The sequence below is a fragment of the Paenibacillus sp. FSL R5-0341 genome, assembly GCF_037975235.1.
GTDB lineage: Bacteria > Bacillota > Bacilli > Paenibacillales > Paenibacillaceae > Paenibacillus > Paenibacillus amylolyticus_A.
The window spans coordinates 6160942-6179376 of record NZ_CP150241.1; the positions used below are offsets into that span (position 1 = coordinate 6160942).

An 18435-nucleotide genomic window follows, 5' to 3' on the forward strand; every position below is an offset into this window, starting at 1 on the left:
CCTTACGGCATACGCTGTGCCTGAAAGTAAACATCGAGCCGGGTCGGTTGATCCGGTTCAACGGATCGAATTGCAAGCCGGGTGTAATGCAAAAATCGCAATGGTACCAGCGCTTTGGTCTGTCCTCCCGCGACCACCTCCTGGCTGTCCACAGCATAGTCTACGGCATTGGGACTGATCTGGATCTGTACAAGAGCCGGATGTTTGCCGCGATTCACAATGCCATAGGTGTACATGCTGAGTGATGAGGTGTCTTGCGCCGGGAGTGAATCCATACTGCTACTGGTCTCGGCTCCGACATACGTATGCTCTGTAAAACAATGAATAGCACCAGGGAGTTTCGTACGTGAGGAAGCACCCTGCTTGAACCGGGGACGAGTGATCCGGGAACAAGGGGGTTTCAGCAATTTAGCGCGGCAGGAATGACGGGAGCGACGACGGCTAACATATTTAGTTGGTTGCTTCGTTCTCTTCTTGCTTCGCTTCGCTGTTCGACTCATCTCGATTTCCCCTTAAAAAATGTGCTTACGCATCGTATGCCCGGATTGGAAATACGGGCACGGCAACCGCCTTTATTTCCAGATATACGGCTCAGTCCCCAATCCATTTTTCTTCTTTTCACATACACTGCAAGTACAATGACATGTGAACTAACCGGAGTGTTGCTCTAAAAGAACTGGTCTATGGGAGGTGGATGAGATGACCAACTACAATATATTCAACCAATCGAATGGTCCCCTGTTTACTCAACTGACCAACACTTTCTCGGCACCTGGAATAGAAGCTTCACCAGACAGCGGTGCAGCTGCCGCCGGCAGTTTTTTTGCCCTAACAACCAACAATTCATCGATTCCTTCCAACCAGAACCTTCTTCTACAGATCTTGAATGCGGCCGGTAGTGGCAGAACGTTACGCATCTCCAGTCTGACCGGAGGTACAACAGCGGCAGCCACGCTTGTCATCTATTCGGGAGGAACGGTGACCGCTGGCAGTACACCTGTGCCCGTCAATACATTACTGGGAAATACCAATGCTAGTGTAGTAACCACAAGGCAAAATACAGGTACTCTGGGTGGAACCTTCACAAGCATTGCAAGTATTCCGCTTACCGCAGGTATGTACTCACTGGATCTCAACGGCTCGATTATTGTTCCACCGGGACAAACTTTATCCATTAGCGTAGGTACGGGGAATCAAACCGCAGCCATTAATCTGTTCTGGTGGGAATTCTGAGTTTGATCATAGTAGAAGGTGGTGTATACAGTGCCAAACAATAATGTATTCAACCCGTTAAGCCAGCCCGTCTATACGTCGAATACCAACACATATACCTCTCCCGGCATTGTTGCCCCACCGGAGAACGATGCCGGCAACACAGGCAATCTGTACAATGCAGGTTCCACCAACTCCACAACACTGGGATTGCTGGGAGGAACGGTAATCGCCACCGTACAATTGGCCAATCCAGCGGGGAGTGGAAAAACCCTATACGTATCACGGATCTCTGGCGGAATTACAGTCTCACTCAACCTGTTATCTTCCTTCAGCGGTTCCATGAGTCTGACCGCAAATGGAACGCTGTCCTCTCCCAGTACACTTACGCCGGTGAACAGCAATCTTTCCAGCAGCAATACCAGTGTAGCCGTAGTACGATTCTCTGCTGCCGTGCCTTCAGGTGCGACTTCGTTGATGGCTATGCCCCTTCAAGCAGGGCCCTTTCTATCCAATGAATTCGGCCGTTATGTGGTTCCTCCGGGTCAGGCCATTAACCTGTCTGTCGGCGGATCACTCTCGGTTGGTGGACTGATGGCCTCTACTGCCTATTTCGCCTGGTGGGAAGTGTGATGTTTCAATACATCGCAACGTGCAAACAGCCGCTTTCGGATGAATACCGGAAGCGGCTGTTCATTTTATTGTAGATGTAATGATGATTAAAAATGTTGTCCGGGCAAATACTGTCAGGCCGATTCCTGTGGAATGATCTCTTTTGCTTCAGTCACGTGAGGCTGCTTTCCCTCCCACAAGATACGCTGTAGCAGAATGCCGGCAAGACCAATCACCAGCGTAGCGAGACCGATATATTGAAAGGTGGGACTCGGCCCTGCGGCTCGAATGAGCGCCCCACCTGCAAGTGGAGCTACGACCAGTACAACACTGGATAGTGAATTTTGGATACCGAAGACGCGTCCTACATAGACAAGAGGGGTTTCTTTTTGCAACAAATAATTCAGTGTTACCATAAAGAGCCCATTGCCTATCCCGATGCAAAGGCCCCAGATAATGACCCAAATTTCCGGTGTTTGTGGGCCGATCCACCCCAATGCAGCGATTCCGGCACCCACGAACAGATATCCTCCACCTAGTCCCCATCCATACCCAATCCTAGGAAGCCGATTTAACAACAAAATGATAATTACTGCCCCCGCTCCTGCCGATGAACCCAACCAGCCTAGCAGTGATTCGTTACCTGGCTTGATCTCCCGAAACAGGGTCGTAAACTGATAATCAATCATGAGAATGGCCATGAGTCCAAAACAGCCAAACAGAATCGTACTCAGCACAGTGCGGCTGCGACGTATAAAACGCCAGCCTTGCTGCCACTGAGTGAATAAAGATTCCGAGCCATCCTTTGCATCAGCCTCACTTCCTTCTGATCCAACCGGCTCCGACTTCTCCACCAAACGCCGTAAGGGCCATAACACCGCGCCCGACAACAGGCGTGTACAGGCATTAATGGCAATACAGATTTGTGGTGAGAAAAAGGCCAAAATGACTGCACCCAGCAGCGGTCCCGCCACTTTCGAACACTGGCTCACGAAACCGTTTAGAGACGATGCCTGAAACAGATGCTCCTCTGCCACCACTTGACGAGTTAAAGCCTGCTGGGCTGGAACATGGAATACCCCCATCATGGCACGCAGAGCTAGCAGTGGAAGCAACCATGCCGGGCTTGGTGCGAATAAAATAGCAACGGTTAATCCCACGGTGATCACATCGCACAGGATCATGATTTTCACTTTGTGTAGTCGATCAGCCAGTGCACCTGCAACGGAGCCCAGCAGTATGCCCGGGACAGCCATACATACAGGAATCAGTGCAATGATCAGTGGATCGGCACCCCATCGGTAGGCCACCATCACCTGGATAGCGAGTGCATCGAACCAGTCTCCAAACGTAGCCAGCGAGTATGCGATAAACATGCGGACAAACTGGAGGTTGGTCCATAAGCTTTTGGAAGATCCCGCAGATGAAGCGGTTGATTCGGTGAATTCGTCGGATTCATTGGATGTGGATTCATTTGAAATGACGGTCATACGCGTACTTCCTCCCTTGATTACAGCCGTTTGCGGCCTGTATGTTCCTTGGCTGTAATCATAAGGGCGTTATATCAGAGGAAGATCAGAGGATGGAGCGATAGGGGATAGAAAGTTACGTACTTCATCCACAATTTGCTGTCCATATATGGGAACACCGTAACTTTTGCCGATCTCTGCGTACACTTGACGATATTTACTGCGAAGTCTACCTTCAATTCGATGTTGACCCATGAATTGGAGGATCTGATATGCCGCATTCAGATATAACGGTGCGTTCAGCGACATCTTCAATACGTCCAGACCATCATCCATTCTAAGTTCAGCTTCACGAACTCGTCCTTGCCGAAGCAACCATAACCCCTCCATCATCTGAAAACGCCCAATCTCTCGCAGATACGGAGCATCCTTTAATCCTGCTCGCAGGACTGTCATCTGAGCCTCAACCGCTTCACCGCTGCCACCCCACAGTTCCACATACAACGCTGCAAGCGCTACTGGCAGTTTGAAATTAACTAGCTCGTCAGTCTCTATCACACGATATGTCTCCTCCAGCTGCATCCGGGCACGTTGGTATTGACCCACCTCTGCATAGACTTCAATTATGTTCATAATACGGAGTTCCCGAAGCTGATCCGCAGACAATGCAGATGAACTCAATGCCTGCTCATACAGAGGCAAGCTTTCTGATGGTTCAATTAGCGAGTGAACAAAAATTAACAACCAGTATATGCGTTCTTCAAAATCGACTTCTTTCGTTGTAATCAGCCATTCCAGATCTCCCTGTATAAAGCGGATATACAACTGATAATACGGGACAATCTGAATGCCGAGCGCTTCCTGCTGTTGAACCAGGGTCTGTATGGCTTTTCCCTGCCCAAACAAGTGATATTTACGAAGTAATCCGTGAATGACTTCCTGCATTTCTGGGTCTTGAGCAGAAGGGCTAGCGGGTAGAACGGATTTGTTCTCATGCACAGCAAGCCGATAGCCGTAGCCCCGTACCGTATCCAGACTGATCTCATCCCAGCGTTTCAGCTTCTTGCGCAAACGATAGATATGATCATCCACGGTGCGTTCAACCGGATATTCCAGGGGCCATACCCGGTCCAGCAGTTGACTACGGGTGAAGGCTTTTTCCTTGTTTTCATACAGGAAGTGCAGCAGCGCAAATTCCTTCGCCAGCAGACGGATGGATTCCGTACGCCGTGTTACCGTATATGTCCCTTCATCCAATTGCAAAGACATGCCTGGTTCCTCCTACTATGTATAATTCACTAATCCGAAATCGTATAGATTCATTCCATTTTCTCTTCATCGTGTTCAACATACCATAAAAACCCTTTGCGAGAACGCAAAAGGTTTTTATGGTATATCTTAGAGCTGGATTAGATTGTAAATCGCGCTACGTATACCTTTTCTTCCAACAAGTATTCACTTGTCTTAACCCAGAACGACGCGATCGTCCGCCATTTTTTTGCCACTGATACGCTCGAATTCACCAAGCAACTCAGGTACAGTCAACGTACGCTTGCGCTCTTCGCTCACATCCAGAATAATTCGGCCTTTGTCCATCATGATCAAACGGTTACCCAGACGAATCGCCTGTTCCATATTGTGCGTCACCATCAGTGTAGTAAGTCTCATCTCACGTACAAGCGTCTCCGTCAGTTCCGTGATCAGTTCGGCACGTGAAGGGTCTAGTGCTGCCGTATGCTCATCCAGCAGCAGAATCTGCGGTTGGGTAAAGGTCGCCATTAGCAGACTAAGTGCCTGTCGCTCCCCGCCTGACAAGAGACCGACTTTCGCGTTAGGCCGCTTCTCCAATCCAATTCCCAGCTTCTCCAGTTGCGTATTGAAAATCTCACGTCTGGCACGGGTTACTCCGAAGCCTAGTCCACGTCCTTTGCCACGTTTGTATGCCATCGCCATATTTTCTTCAATGGACATATGTGGTGCTGTTCCTGCCATCGGGTCCTGAAACACCCGGCCAATCCAGCTACTGCGTTTATGCTCCGGCAGGTTTTTAATCGAACGGTCATTGATCAGAACATCGCCCATATCCGGCTTCATCACCCCCGAGATGATGTTCATCAGCGTGGATTTCCCGGCTCCGTTACTGCCAATCACCGTCACAAAATCTCCCGGATTCATCGTCAGATTCACACCAACCAGCGCGGTCTTCTCATCCGTTGTGCCTGGGTTGAACAGCTTGGTTACTTGCGTAATCTCCAGCATGATCACATACCTCCCTTCGTCTGCTGACCCCCGGATCGCATCAACTCTTCCGTTCGTTTGCGAGCCAAACTACGCTGCTTCATGGAGCGCTGCATCGTTGGGAATACAAGGGCGATAATGACGATCACTGCGGTAATCAGCTTGAGATCCGACGTGTCGAACCACTCCACCTGAAGGGCAAGTGCGACTACAATCCGGTATATGATCGAACCAACAATCGCTGCGAGTGTAGCCCAGAATACCGTTCTTGCACCGAGAATAGCTTCACCGATAATTACCGAAGCCAAACCAATGACGATCATTCCAATGCCCATCGTGATATCTGCAAAGCCTGATTGCTGGGCAATAAATGCACCAGATAGTGCAACCAGTCCATTGGATAAGCTGACACCTACAATGGTAGTCACATCCGTATTCGCACCAAAGCTGCGAATCATGCGTTTGTTATCACCTGTGGCGCGAAGAGCCAGTCCAATATCTGTTTTCATGAACAGATCGAGCATAATTTTAAACACCAGCACCACGATAATAATAAGCACCATGACATGCTCACCCGAGAATGGATTATCCATGCCCATAATGGATTTATTCGGTGCGCCAAGAATACGCATATTAATGGAGTAGAGCGCAATCATCATCAAAATCCCGGATAACAATCCGTTGATTTTGCCTTTGGTATGCAGTAGACCTGTACAAGCCCCAGCCACCATGCCGCCAGCCATTGCCGCTAAACAGGCGAGCCAAGGAGAGAAGTCATTGGAGATCATCACCGCCGCGATTGCGCCTCCTGTTGTAAAACTTCCGTCTACGGTAAGGTCAGGGAAATCGAGTATGCGGAACGTAATATACACACCAAGTGCCATCAGTGCGTATAAAAGCCCCAGCTCGATCGCTCCTTCAATTGAATTCCAGCTTATACTCACGCTACTTCCTCCCTGTCTATCGAAAAGAATGAGGCGAACCCGTTGCACGTTCGCCTCGCATCCATCCTGCCGGATTATTGTCCGGTCAGATTATTGAATAATGTTGTTGTCTTGGTCTTGCACTTCCGCCTTCATCTCATCCGTAACCGTGATGCCTTGGGCTTCAGCCGCTTTCAGGTTCAGGATCAGATCCAGCTTGTCCGGAACGGTGACTTTCATATCACCAGGTTTCGTACCGTTTTTCAGAATGTCCGCAGCCATCTCACCCACCTGATATCCATGGTCATAATATTTGAAGCCAACGGTTGCGAAGGCTCCTTTTTCAACGGTATCCCGATCACTGGAGAAGAACGGAATTTTGTTGTTGTTCGCCGTTTGAATAATCGTATCCACCGCACTCACGACAGAGTTATCGAGCGTAATGTAGAATGCGTCTACTTTGCCAACGAGGGAATCCGTAGCCTGTTTTACTTCCGATGTATTCGTAACGGGTGCTTTCACCAGCTTGATATTATGTGTTGCCAGTGCCTTTTCAGCGTTATCTGCCATAACCACCGCATTCGGTTCGCCTTCGTTGATCACCAGACCTACCGTTTTCACATCCGGCAGATTTTTAGCGATAAAGTCAGCCAATTGTACGATCGCCTCTGGATTCGTGTCCGATGCACCTGTAACGTTGCCGCCCGGCTTGTCCATGTCAGTCACCAGTTTGGCACCCAGTGGGTCCGTTACTGCTGCGAACAACAATGGCTTGTCCTTCACTTGTTGAGCCAGTGCCAGCGCAGATGGTGTTGCGATGCCAAGTACGAGGTCATTTTTGGAATCACCCGAGATTTTCTGTGCAATGGACAGGTTGTTCGTCGAATCACCCTGCGCGTTATTGTAATCAATTTTGAGGTTTTTGTTTTCTTCAATGCCCGCATCCTTCAGGGCTGCAATAAATCCTTCGCGTGTAGCATCCAGGGATGGATGTTCAACAATCTGGGAGATGGCAATCTGGTATGATTTTTCCTCGCTGCCTCCACCTGTTGTGCTCCCCGATCCTTCGGATTCCGAGCCTGTACCGCTGTTATTTCCGCAACCTGCCGCAACGATCATTGAAGCAACCATCATCAGTGACATCCAGAATTTCTTTTTCATGTGTGAGAACCCCTCTCCATCTTATAAAATGTAGTTACCCTTATCGAGATTCCGTTGACACGATAGGGCGGGACAAAACAAACGCTTCAACGCATTGTTGCTTTGATCGACAAAAGCAGACAAATATAGACTTTTCTCATGCGACTGAAGTCCATGACCCGTGTTGATGTTTTATTGTTCCCCTAATATTAAGGGGCGTCCCGATATCCGTCAATGGTTGAACCGCTTCCAATTTAGTTTCATCATATGGTTGTGATAGAAAACATTACATAACGAAAAAAAAGCAACCCGCAAGTTATGCGTGTTGCCTAGTATATATAGCTTATTTTTCTTGCTGGATTGCTTTCACTTCAGTAGAGGTTAGTCCCGTCGCTTTGACAATGGTCTCTTGATCAAGACCTAAATTGAGCATATTCATTGCGATTTTCCGCTTGCTCTCAGTTTCACCTTCTTTGATCCCTTCTTCTCGTGCGCCTTCCTTCATGGATACTTGATCCCGTAAAAACTTTTGACGTGCTTCATATTGTTGACGGAACTCTTCATCCTCGCTCAGTTCCTTCAATAGATTCATGGCCTTTTTCAAAGCCGGTTCGGGTTCGTGCATCATTAACGCCTCCCATCTAATATTGAGTTATGTATAAAACATCTGGATTTTATTTCAAATTATATCACGTATTTCACTATAAACATAACGCATTTACGTCATTTTCATTCAAGAAAAGAGACTATTTCGACGAATCGAAACAATCTCTTTGTATAAACCAGTTAATTCCCCGGCGCTTCGCGAATCTCATACTTGCACCTTTTACCGCCATCGGCGTAACATTCGGTACGCTCCACCTCAGCTTGAAGCAGTGAGCGGAACAGATCGAGTTCACAACGGCAAGCCTGCTTGTAGACACTCGCGACTTGCACAATCGGGCAGTTCATTTCCGTAATAACGTAGGTTCCATCTTCTTCTCTGGACGCATCCGCCATATATCCGTTGGCATTCTGGATTCGCGCAAGTTCCTCCACCCGTCCGGCCAGATCCTGGCCCTCCATCTGTGGTAATCCGCTGCGAAGCAGCTTGTCCCGGCGACTCTCGAACAATGCATCCACCACACCGCTCCCGGCTGTGTCAGACAATTCTTCAAGCAGCTCCAGCGTAAGGGACGAATATGATTTCGGGAAAAAGCTGTCCCCGCGTACCGTCAATTGGTACACCGAGGACGGACGTCCGGCCGTAGCCCGGGCCTCCCGAACCTCAATCCAGCCGTCCTGTTCCAGTGCCGTCAGATGACGGCGAATGGCCATGCCGGTCAAATTCAGATCAGCTGTCATTTCCCTTGCGGTCAATGTACCTTGCTGCTTCAGCATGAACAAAATCCGTTCACGCGTCGTTCGTTCCTCTTCACGCTTCACGATCAGCACCTGCTCTCCTGCTTATGCGTGTACCGGTGCTGCCTCCCGGCAGGCATCCGAGCAAAAGCGGTTATGCGTCTCTTCGCAATCCTCACAGCTTACGTGCTGCAGGTTGCAGGTTGGACAATTAATATATCGGTCATGTGTCGTTCCACAGTGATAACAGCTAGCGATGACAATATCCTCGTCTGTCCGGTTAATCGGTACAGAGATCCGCTCGTCAAACACGTAACACTTGCCATCGAACAGATGCCCTTGCACTTCTGGATCTTTACCGTATGTGACAATACCGCCATCCAATTGAGCCACGTCCTGGAATCCTTCATTGATCATGAAGCCAGTCAGCTTCTCGCAGCGAATGCCGCCAGTGCAATAGGTAATAATCGTTTTGTCCTTCATGTCACCCAGGTTCTCTCGAATCCACTCTGGAAACTCGCGGAAAGACTCCACATCTGGACGAATGGCCCCGCGGAAGTGACCAATTTCGTATTCATAATCATTGCGACCATCGATAACGATGACATCATCACGTTGCAAATGCTCATGGAACTCTTTCGGTGAAAGGCGTTTGCCGCTAATCACATTCGGATCAAGGTCTTCGTCCACGCGGAACGTAACCAGCTCTGCTTTATGACGAACAAAGATTTTTTTGAACGCATGCTCTTCCACATCATCAATCTTGAACACCATATCGCTGAACAGCGGGTTCGCATGCATGTCTTTCATATACTGTTCCGTCTGTTCTGGCGTTCCGGATACCGTGCCGTTAATGCCTTCGGATGCGATCAGAATACGGCCTTTCACACCGAGGTCCTTGCAGTATTGCAGATGCTCTTGTGTAAATGTCTCGGGGTCTTCAATCTTCACGAACTTATAATATAAAAGCACGCGGTACGCGCTGTTACACATGTATATCACCTGTTCCTATTCCATGTTGTTATTAGCCGAATCATTCGGCAAGACGACTACATTGCACCCTTACTGTTAAAAAGAAAATAAACAGCCGCCCGAAACATCGTCTCGAACTGCTGCCTGACATTCGACTTTTATTCCTGCATTCTAGTTTATCGGAAGCGGAATAGCTTAGTCAATATAAATGTATAGAAAGGGATGAAAGATATGGAACATATCTGTCTGCACCATTCACCCTATTCGGAGATCGTAATAACCGAAGTTACAAAGTGATAGGATTCATTCTCCAATATCGCCTGTGATAACAGGATCTTATTGCCTTCCGGGCTCCAGGCGAGTGGGTCAGAAGCGTTGTCCATATCCGCTGAAATCTGGAACTGTTCTGCCGACTCCGTGTTGGAGACGAATAGTCCTTTTTCATTGTCATTTTCGGAATTGATCGTATACGCAATCTTGGAATCATCACCCGACCAGCTGGTACCGAAGATCTGCGTGCCTCTGGCGAGCGTGGCCTTCTCATTGCCTTCCAGATCGGTGAGCACCAGCGCCCGTTTGGTATCCGCCGTTCTTTTCACAATCGCAAGCCTTGTTCCATCATTAGAAGGAATGACCCACTCCACACTTTTCAGCACCTGTTTCACGTCACCCGTCTTCACATCGTATGCATTCAACTGGCCGTCCTCGCCCGTAATATAATAGAGCATATTGCCTGACACTTTGATACTCCGCACATTGAAATTGCCCGTCTCCACCAGTACTTTCGTTGTACCGTCCACACTTGCAGAGATCAGATCACCCTTCATATCGGGGAAAACGACATGTTCATTATCCAGCCACGCGCCCTCTTGAATGAAGCCATCCTCCTTACCAGCAGGGGTTGTCTCCCCGTTATGCAGGTTCAGGAAGTAGCCTTTGCCCGTATTTTCCTCCGGCTCCCGGTAGAACAGGTACTGACCATCCGGTGACACCAGCGGTGCACCTAGGCTGGCCTCATCTTCTTTGAGCGGCGTGTCTGTACCTTTGGCCAGATCATACATATATAAGTTATGCGGGTATCTTTCCTGGCCTTCAACTATGACGGGTTTCAAGGACTTGTTCTCCTTGTCGGATACAATCCAGTCGTCACTTAGCCATGCAATCCCACGCATATTTGGAATTTTATCGATCTTCTCCAGCTTAAAGCTCTGGTACACAGACGTGTTGGTATTATCTTTCACAGTAATATCGGTGCCCGTTTTCCCACCTTGTGCGTTTCCCCCCGGCACCGTTGTTCCCCCGCATGCTGCTGTTGTTAACAGGGCAATGGCCCCGAGCGTGCCCAAAGCTGCTTGTCTCCAATTCATGATGGTCCCCCCTGGTTTCTCTTGCTATAGACCAAGCATACACATCGCATACTTCCAAAGTTATTCAGACTTGTTTCGAACTTGTAAACTTGCATCAGCCAAAGGAAATACGAGTTGGAATGTCACACCTTCCCTATCCTCCCAATCGCCCGGATTGCTTGGTAATAAGGTGATTGTACCGCCCTGCTTTTCAACAAACTGCTTCACGAGAGATAGCCCCAGTCCGGTTCCGCCGGTTTTTCTGGCTCTGTCTTTATTCACGGTGTAAAAGGGTTCAAAAATCTTCTCCCGTGCCTCTGCAGGAATCGGCGTACCCGAGTTGAAGATGCGAATGACCGCTTGACGCTCCTGCATCCGTAGTTCATTCTCCACCCGGATCACACCATCCGGAACGTTATATTTGATCGCATTATCCAGCATGTTAATGAAAATATGCATAAGACTCTCCCGATCGCTGCGGATCACCGCCGGTTCAAGATCCAGTTCCATGTTCAGCGCAAACTTCTCCGCTTTCCCCCGCATCCGGCCACAGGCATCCTCCAGCAGAGCACTGACCTCTACATCTTCGGCCTGATTCTCGAAGTCGTACTTCTCCAGGGCAGATAAATGTAGTACTTTCTCCACCATCTCGTACAGCCGCTCCGTTTCTTTGCCAATGTTACTCGTGGCATCATCAAGCAGTTGTGGATCATCCTTATACATGTCGAGCAGCTCCACATAAGCTTTGATCGACGTTAGCGGTGTCTTAAACTCATGGCTGATGTTACCGATATATTGTTTCTGCTGCTGTTCCAGCGCCTGCAGCTTCTCTATCGCCAGTTGCAACTTCTGCTGCTCCGCATGCATGGCTGTGATGTTTTGCTGAATGGATGTACTCATATAATAAATGCCCTGCCCCAGCTCTCCCAGTTCATCCTTGCGCCTTACAGGGGACTCCGTAATGTAGTTCCCTTCGCGAATGGAATCTGCGGACCTCTTCAGCCGGGTAATCGCAACGGCAAACCGATTGTAGAACAGATAACCTAATATGAAGCTCAGCGCCACAACGGTAATTCCGGCCCAGATGAACAATTGAAGGATGCGAGTATAAAATTCATGGTAGCTCTGGACCGGATATTGTATCCATACGGCGCCCATCTGTCCATCCGGACCATCCAGCGGTGCGGCATAGAGCAAGGTATCCCCTTGTTCATGATAGGCAATCTTATTTTGCAGCGCATAGTCTAGCGTTTCCTGAACAAGTTCACTCTCGCTGGAGGCGAAGGATGCTCCCACCTGCTGGCCTGTCATGTTATAGAGTGCTATTGGCAATCCGGTAGAGTTGGCCAGTTCCTGTGCCAGCCTGCGGCCATTTCGCTGTAAAAAAACGTCCTGATCCAGATGAACGGACTCGGTGTAGTAGGACTGTCTCACATTCAGATTCACCAACCGTGTCTGCTGCGATAAAATACCTTCAATCTGTGACTGCTGATTGCGTTCAATACCGCGCAGGACCAGTGAACTAAGTACAACCACGGTCAGGATAAGCAAGGCTGCCAGAAAAACACTGAACTTCAGCTTGATGCTGACTCTCATATGGCCCCGCCTGTATCAGGTGCTGATGCTTTGTAACCAATCCCGTATACGGTCTGCAATTTTTGCTGATCTGTATCCCCGATTTTCTTGCGCAAACGCTGGATGTGAATGTCCACGGTCCGTGTCCCACCTGCATATTCCATGCCCCAGACCCGGTCCAGCAGATCGTCTCGTGTGTACACACGCTCGGGATTGGACATGAGAATGGTCAGCAGGTCGAACTCTTTTGGGGTCAGATCCAGCTTCTCCTCATTCACGGTCACCGTGCGGTGAGCAACATGAATACGCAGTGTGCCATTCACGATGGCCTGATTCTTCGAATCATCCTGTGGTGGACTGCTTTTCTCAACACGGCGCATGAGCGCTTTCACCCTTGCGAGCAGTTCACGGATCTCAAATGGCTTAGTCATGTAATCATCGGCGCCCATTTCCAGGCCAACGATTTTGTCTACGATATCATTTTTGACGGTCAGCAAAATAATGCCGATATCCTCCCGGTCCTCCAGCCTGCGGCATACGCCATATCCATCGAGTCTCGGCATCATCACGTCCAGAATCATGACCTGTGGGTGAAACGATGCGACCTTGACCAAGGCCTCTTCGCCGTCACTCGCAGTCTCTACTTCATATCCTTCGCGCCGCAGCGCGTAAGCAATGGCACTGACAATACTTGATTCGTCATCTACCACGAGCACTTTTTTATTCATAGGATTCATCCTCTTTATCTATGTCATGAGTTAGTTTATGGGTCTATGTTAGCAAGGTCCGTGGGAATTAGCTATGGATGAGTTTGCAATTTGTATGAGAGACTTGCATCCTCTCAGCTTGGACTTGGCTCTACTTTCTTTATACCCTAAAGGTAACAAAAAGAGCCAACCCGTGATTGGATTAGCCCTTGGTCTATATCTTCCCAATTCATGTTATTGTTTAAGTCAGCCGTTTAAGGCTCCCTTCTGCATTTACTCCTCAAATGACAGATTGAGCGGCTCGTCCGACATCTCGTACTCTGTCTCCATATGTGTCAGTGGTGTGTTCAAATCAACCTCCTCAAAGCGGAAGCTATCGACCCACACTTTTCCTTTACCGTTCAAAATAACCCCGAATGAAATGACTGCGCTGCCCTCCGGTACATCAAGCACAATACTATACTGATTCCATGGCTGCGTGCCTGTAATTGGCCGATCATGCATGTTATCAAATTGAAGTACATCATGGACGTTATTATCCACACGCATCCATAATCCGCAGAACGCATCCACATGCTCGGTCTTCACAAATCCTGATAACTTCATCCGCTTGCCCACATACTTGTCTGCTCTGAACTGTTGCATCATTGTTGCGAACTCGTTAGGCTCCATTGGCGTAACTGCCTTCAAATATCCTGAAGCTTTCCCCTGATGCACTTCGGCAGGATCGATGCCCATCTCATAATTTTGCGGGTGACTCCCGGTTAACATCCAACCTGTAATCGTTGACGATTGATTCATCTGTAATTCTCCTCCTCTGGTTCTTCCTTCGAATAATTTCAGATCGAACAATTTGCGAAAACGTCCTGGTGGCATGCCATATAATTTGCGGAATGCGCGGGTGAAGGCTTCCTGACTCTCAAATCCACAAGCCAGGGAGATGTCCAGAATGCCAGCATCTGTGGATCGCAGGGCCGTGGACGCCAGACTCATCCGGCGATTGCGGATATAATCCACCACGGTCATGCCAACCTCATTACGGAAAATACGGTGGTAGTGATACGGCGACAACAACGCCTCGGACGCCACTTCTTCCAGCCCGATCTCCTCATGCAGATGGGTTTCAATATAGAATAAACTTTGCTGAATCATTGCACGGTATCGGCTCAACTGAGGTGAAGCCCCCTTCCATATCCTTACTATACGTGAATGAGTTATCTCCGTTTTGATCATTTTTGCTATCCTCACTTCGGTTGGTCTCTGCCCCGAACGCAAAAAGAGCCAATCACGGAAGGAATCCTGTCCGTAATTGACTCTCATTTATCTATTTGCACAACATTCTTCGTCAGACAGCCGGTACCGGCTGTGCACCAACTTCTTCGTCATCATGTTCCACCAATTCATGTTTCTCCCAAGCTCTACTCTTCCAGCGGAAGTACATAATGACCGCACGGGTCCACTCATCCGCCGCAATGGCAAGCCACACACCAGCGAGCCCCAGATGAAGCTGGAATATGAGCAGGTACCCCAGTGGCAGACTCATGCAGACCATGGAGATCAGCCCCATGTATACCGGGAACTTTGCATCCCCCGCCGCACGCAGGGAACCAATGATCACAATATTGCAGGTACGTCCGGTTTCGAGCAAAAGACTGAGCAAAATCACCTGAGCCCCCAGCTTGATAATTTCCGGATTATCCGTAAATATGCTCATCAGCGGCACACGGAATAAAATAATGATTACATCAATGATAACCGTGGCCAGAAGAGCCCATTTTACACTGTCAAAAACACGTTTGTACGCATCGTCTTTGCGCCGCGCACCCACAAGCCGACCTACAATGATCGATGTCCCCATGCCAATCGCCATGCTGAACAAGTAGATATAGCTGGAGATATTACCCGCATACTGCTTGGTTGCCATGGCTTCTGCACCCAGATAGGTCACATACAGCGTGAACACGAGCTGGCAGGAATGATATACCATTGACTCCATCGCAGACGGAATGCCGATCCGCAGAATTTTGCCAATAAAATGTTTGGACAATTTAATGTAGTATTCGAAATCCACCCGCACCTCGCTCACACGATACAACAACCAGAAGAAGATCAGCAGGCAGATAAACCGACTTCCTACCGTGGAGATGGCTGCCCCTTCCACCCCAAGCTTCGGCAGGCCGAAGTGTCCAAAGATCAATGCATAGTTACCAACAACGTGAATCACGTTCATGAATACAGCAACATACATCGTTTCTTTGGTGTAACCATGTGTACGAATCGTCGCAGCCAGCGCGTTAATGAGTGCCTGGAGGAAGATACCGCCACCGACGATATTTATATACGAACGGGCAAAATCATAAATTTCGCCTTGAATATTCAGAAGTGTTAACAATTGTCCTCCGAACAGAAGGAAGATTCCGCTCAGGACTAGCCCCACGATAAGATTCAGCGTAATTGCATTACCTGTAACCTGGGCTGCTTCACTTAGCTTTTTCGATCCGATATATTGTGCAACTACAATCGCGGCACCATGTCCAATGACTTCCAATACAAGGATAGCAATAGAAATAATCTGATTGGCTGCTCCAACGCCGGAGACCGCATTATCGGATACCGAGCTGAGCATGAGCGTATCCACGCTCCCCATCAACATAAATAAGAAGAGTTCCAAGAAAATAGGCCATGTCAGCCGAATCAGATTCAGATCCTTGGCATCAGAACGAAGGGACTCTTTGGTTGAGGATATTGCTGTCATTTTCTCACCTTTCCCATGTGGGCTTTAATTCTTAGGGTATGTTAGCACAGGTAGTTTGAAAATGCAGTAGTTTTGCGAAAATAGTTGAAAGTTTTTTGTAATTCCATAAATAGGTATTTTCAACGTTTTCATCAAGCCCCTTTTCCGTACAACTACCAGAGGTTTTAGAAGACAAAAAAAGGCCCCTCCCGACTCGCTTTTAAGCAAGTAATGGAAGGACCTTCGGTTAAGGTCTTGTACGAATCTATGCTGATGAACGTATTAACAAAGATAAATTCATTCCAGTTATAGATCATGTTGATGATCGCCGTTGTGGAAATGACCGAAGACGTCATCGGCAGCACAATCCGAAAGAAAATTCGATGCACGTAGCAACCATCCATCACTGCGGCTTCTTCCACTTCTCGAGGAAGCGCGTAGTAGAATCCGAACACACCTTCAGTTATTTCACAGACCCTTGCGTAACCCCGTTGATAATCCACTTCTGTGCAAACAGGTAGGTGATAATCATTGGCAGCAACGCGAGCAGGTAGGATGCAAATGCAAGGTTAAACTCAGTATTGAACTGTCCTTGGAATACATACTGTACCAGCGGCAGCGTGTACTGTCCCGGATCACTGATAATAATGAGTGGCAGCAAGAAGTCGTTGTACGTCGATAGGCAGGTCAGGATACCAACCGTGGCACTGATCGGTGCCATGAGCGGGAAAATGATTTTCCAGAACGTGCCCCAAGTTGTCGCCCCATCCACAAATGCCGCTTCCTCCAGCGCCACCGGAATGGACCGGATGTATCCAACGTACACAAATACGTTAAATGCCAGACCATAGACCGTGTGCAACAGGATGAGACCTACCAGATTCGTCATCTCCAGCGATGCGGTCAGCTTAACGATCGGCAGCATGATGATCGGGAACGGAATGAACATGGCGCTGACAAAGTAATAATAGAGTCCTTTGAAAAACTTGCGTTTCTCCATATTTCGCGCAATGGCATAGGCCACCATCGAGTTACTGAGCAACGTCAAAAGCACGGTGGATGCGGTCACAATTGCACTGTTACGGAAGGATTGGAAGAAATTCGTCATGTCGATAGCCCTCGCGAAATTCTCCCAGTGAAGCGTTGTTGGAATGGCAAAGACCGATTGGGCCATCTGCTCCGGATTTTTCAAAGCAATCGTAACGGTCATATACAATGGGAACAGGATAAACAGGGTACCCAGTACAACGAGTAGCATAACGAGCCAATTGATTCGTGTACGGCTTCTCATTACAGATCCATCTCCCTTCTTTGCAGGAACCGGATTTGCAGAATTGAAATCACCGCAATAACGATGAAGTAAATAACCGAGTTCGCAGATTGATATGCATATTCGCCGCCTTCAAATCCGCCGGTGTAGATCAGATGGGAGATGGACTGCGTCGCCCGTCCGGGACCACCGTTGGTCAAGGCTACGATTTGGTCGAAGACCATAAGTGAGTTTTTCATCGCCAGCACCATATTAATGGTGAAGAAAGGTGCAATCAGCGGGAAAGTAATGCTCCAGAATTCACGCCATTTGCCTGCACCGTCGAGATTGGATGCCTCGTATAGTGTCGTTGGTATCGTTTGCAGACCAGCCAAATACAGAATCGTATTCAGGGCCACCGATTGCCACACTGCAACAATGACGATACCGATCCAAGCCAGACTTTCGCTACCGAGTATGTTCGTGGATAGCGCATTAATGCCCAGATTTTGTCCCCAGATCGGGAATACGTTGGAGAACAGGTAGTTAAATATGTAACCTACAATCAATACACTCAGAATATTGGGCAGGAAATAGATGCCGCGGAAAAAGTTACGGAACTTGATCTTGGCATTCAGCCCGAGTGCAATGAGTAGGCTCAGAATATTGGTCAGGATCGTCACCACGATCGCAAATTTGAACGTAAACCAGTAGGCGTTGCCTACATTGTCATCCTGGAACAAGTTGAAATAGTTTTTGAAGCCAACAAAATCATACTCTTTCCCGAATCCGTTATAATTCGTAAATGAATAATAGATGCCCTGGAGGGCCGGCAGTGTCATAAATACGAAGAACAATACTACCGCCGGAACCGTCATCCAGTAATAAGGTGCGATACGCTTGTTCATATTCCATCC

At 48.4% G+C, this 18435-nt stretch carries 18 protein-coding genes and 1 pseudogene; 2 read left to right on the forward strand and 17 right to left on the reverse strand.

The genetic code is table 11. The annotated features are described in order from the left end of the window. Window positions 1–2 precede the first annotated feature (2 nt). Window positions 3–500 carry a DUF6385 domain-containing protein gene (locus tag MKX75_RS27630; protein ID WP_076333779.1) on the reverse strand — a complete coding sequence of 166 codons (498 nt, stop codon included), beginning with the start codon at window positions 498–500 and terminating at the stop codon, window positions 3–5. A 199-nt stretch (window positions 501–699) separates the two neighbouring features. On the opposite strand from MKX75_RS27630, the gene MKX75_RS27635 reads away from it, so the two are divergent. Further along, on the forward strand, window positions 700–1233 hold the full coding sequence (locus MKX75_RS27635; RefSeq protein ID WP_076333780.1) for a hypothetical protein: 534 nt from the start codon (window positions 700–702) through the stop codon (window positions 1231–1233). Between the two features lie 30 nt (window positions 1234–1263). Next, window positions 1264–1845 (forward strand): hypothetical protein, encoded by a 582-nt coding sequence (locus MKX75_RS27640; protein ID WP_076333781.1) that lies wholly within the window; start codon window positions 1264–1266, stop codon window positions 1843–1845. Window positions 1846–1958: 113 nt separating this feature from the next. Here MKX75_RS27640 and MKX75_RS27645 read toward each other — a convergent pair whose 3' ends face one another. The 16 genes and pseudogenes from MKX75_RS27645 to MKX75_RS27720 form a co-directional block, all read right to left on the reverse strand. Beyond that, window positions 1959–3314, reverse strand: coding sequence for an MFS transporter (locus MKX75_RS27645; protein ID WP_339167630.1), 1356 nt, complete (start codon window positions 3312–3314; stop codon window positions 1959–1961). A gap of 69 nt (window positions 3315–3383) precedes the next feature. Beyond that, window positions 3384–4562, reverse strand: a complete 1179-nt coding sequence (locus MKX75_RS27650) for a winged helix-turn-helix domain-containing protein (protein WP_076333782.1) — start codon at window positions 4560–4562, stop codon at window positions 3384–3386. A 195-nt stretch (window positions 4563–4757) separates the two neighbouring features. Further along, on the reverse strand, window positions 4758–5552 hold the full coding sequence (locus MKX75_RS27655; RefSeq protein WP_036606660.1) for an ATP-binding cassette domain-containing protein: 795 nt from the start codon (window positions 5550–5552) through the stop codon (window positions 4758–4760). A gap of 2 nt (window positions 5553–5554) precedes the next feature. After that, window positions 5555–6475, reverse strand: coding sequence for an ABC transporter permease (locus MKX75_RS27660; RefSeq protein ID WP_076333783.1), 921 nt, complete (start codon window positions 6473–6475; stop codon window positions 5555–5557). 90 nt (window positions 6476–6565) lie between these two features. Beyond that, window positions 6566–7615, reverse strand: coding sequence for an ABC transporter substrate-binding protein (locus tag MKX75_RS27665; RefSeq protein ID WP_062836773.1), 1050 nt, complete (start codon window positions 7613–7615; stop codon window positions 6566–6568). A 322-nt stretch (window positions 7616–7937) separates the two neighbouring features. After that, on the reverse strand, window positions 7938–8222 hold the full coding sequence (locus MKX75_RS27670; protein WP_083679719.1) for an Rpn family recombination-promoting nuclease/putative transposase: 285 nt from the start codon (window positions 8220–8222) through the stop codon (window positions 7938–7940). A gap of 158 nt (window positions 8223–8380) precedes the next feature. Continuing rightward, window positions 8381–9028 (reverse strand): winged helix-turn-helix transcriptional regulator, encoded by a 648-nt coding sequence (locus MKX75_RS27675; RefSeq protein ID WP_082762945.1) that lies wholly within the window; start codon window positions 9026–9028, stop codon window positions 8381–8383. Window positions 9029–9040: 12 nt separating this feature from the next. Then, window positions 9041–9928, reverse strand: coding sequence for a rhodanese-related sulfurtransferase (locus MKX75_RS27680; protein WP_062836769.1), 888 nt, complete (start codon window positions 9926–9928; stop codon window positions 9041–9043). 239 nt (window positions 9929–10167) lie between these two features. Next, window positions 10168–11274, reverse strand: coding sequence for a hypothetical protein (locus tag MKX75_RS27685; RefSeq protein WP_076333787.1), 1107 nt, complete (start codon window positions 11272–11274; stop codon window positions 10168–10170). A gap of 60 nt (window positions 11275–11334) precedes the next feature. Beyond that, entirely contained in the window at window positions 11335–12849 is a 1515-nt protein-coding gene (locus tag MKX75_RS27690; protein ID WP_076333788.1) for a HAMP domain-containing sensor histidine kinase, read from the reverse strand. Beyond that, a complete protein-coding gene (locus MKX75_RS27695; protein WP_339167632.1) occupies window positions 12846–13556 on the reverse strand; it encodes a response regulator transcription factor in 711 nt (236 codons plus the stop codon). Before MKX75_RS27695 ends, MKX75_RS27690 begins: the two co-directional genes overlap by 4 nt. Window positions 13557–13808: 252 nt before the next feature. After that, complete coding sequence (locus MKX75_RS27700) at window positions 13809–14705, reverse strand: AraC family transcriptional regulator (RefSeq protein ID WP_339167633.1); 897 nt, start codon at window positions 14703–14705, stop codon at window positions 13809–13811. A gap of 175 nt (window positions 14706–14880) precedes the next feature. After that, window positions 14881–16290: an MATE family efflux transporter gene (locus MKX75_RS27705; RefSeq protein ID WP_062836764.1), complete on the reverse strand. Its 1410-nt coding sequence runs from the start codon at window positions 16288–16290 to the stop codon at window positions 14881–14883. 224 nt (window positions 16291–16514) lie between these two features. Beyond that, window positions 16515–16718: pseudogene (locus tag MKX75_RS27710) on the reverse strand (ABC transporter permease subunit); the annotation flags it as partial. Window positions 16719–16732: 14 nt separating this feature from the next. Next, window positions 16733–17560 carry a carbohydrate ABC transporter permease gene (locus MKX75_RS27715; RefSeq protein ID WP_076333790.1) on the reverse strand — a complete coding sequence of 276 codons (828 nt, stop codon included), beginning with the start codon at window positions 17558–17560 and terminating at the stop codon, window positions 16733–16735. Then, complete coding sequence (locus MKX75_RS27720) at window positions 17560–18426, reverse strand: sugar ABC transporter permease (RefSeq protein WP_036606633.1); 867 nt, start codon at window positions 18424–18426, stop codon at window positions 17560–17562. Before MKX75_RS27720 ends, MKX75_RS27715 begins: the two co-directional genes overlap by 1 nt. Window positions 18427–18435: the final 9 nt, after the last annotated feature.

Bases quoted from the DNA above. Each gene is read 5' to 3' on its own strand.
- MKX75_RS27630 (WP_076333779.1), bottom strand. From the start codon at position 500: ATGAGTCGAACAGCGAAGCGAAGCAAGAAGAGAACGAAGCAACCAACT.
- MKX75_RS27635 (WP_076333780.1), top strand. From the start codon at position 700: ATGACCAACTACAATATATTCAACCAATCGAATGGTCCCCTGTTTACT.
- MKX75_RS27645 (WP_339167630.1), bottom strand. From the start codon at position 3,314: ATGACCGTCATTTCAAATGAATCCACATCCAATGAATCCGACGAATTC.
- MKX75_RS27650 (WP_076333782.1), bottom strand. From the start codon at position 4,562: ATGTCTTTGCAATTGGATGAAGGGACATATACGGTAACACGGCGTACG.
- MKX75_RS27655 (WP_036606660.1), bottom strand. From the start codon at position 5,552: ATGCTGGAGATTACGCAAGTAACCAAGCTGTTCAACCCAGGCACAACG.
- MKX75_RS27665 (WP_062836773.1), bottom strand. From the start codon at position 7,615: ATGAAAAAGAAATTCTGGATGTCACTGATGATGGTTGCTTCAATGATC.
- MKX75_RS27670 (WP_083679719.1), bottom strand. From the start codon at position 8,222: ATGATGCACGAACCCGAACCGGCTTTGAAAAAGGCCATGAATCTATTG.
- MKX75_RS27680 (WP_062836769.1), bottom strand. From the start codon at position 9,928: ATGTGTAACAGCGCGTACCGCGTGCTTTTATATTATAAGTTCGTGAAG.
- MKX75_RS27685 (WP_076333787.1), bottom strand. From the start codon at position 11,274: ATGAATTGGAGACAAGCAGCTTTGGGCACGCTCGGGGCCATTGCCCTG.
- MKX75_RS27690 (WP_076333788.1), bottom strand. From the start codon at position 12,849: ATGAGAGTCAGCATCAAGCTGAAGTTCAGTGTTTTTCTGGCAGCCTTG.
- MKX75_RS27695 (WP_339167632.1), bottom strand. From the start codon at position 13,556: ATGAATAAAAAAGTGCTCGTGGTAGATGACGAATCAAGTATTGTCAGT.
- MKX75_RS27705 (WP_062836764.1), bottom strand. From the start codon at position 16,290: ATGACAGCAATATCCTCAACCAAAGAGTCCCTTCGTTCTGATGCCAAG.
- MKX75_RS27715 (WP_076333790.1), bottom strand. From the start codon at position 17,560: ATGAGAAGCCGTACACGAATCAATTGGCTCGTTATGCTACTCGTTGTA.
- MKX75_RS27720 (WP_036606633.1), bottom strand. From the start codon at position 18,426: ATGAACAAGCGTATCGCACCTTATTACTGGATGACGGTTCCGGCGGTA.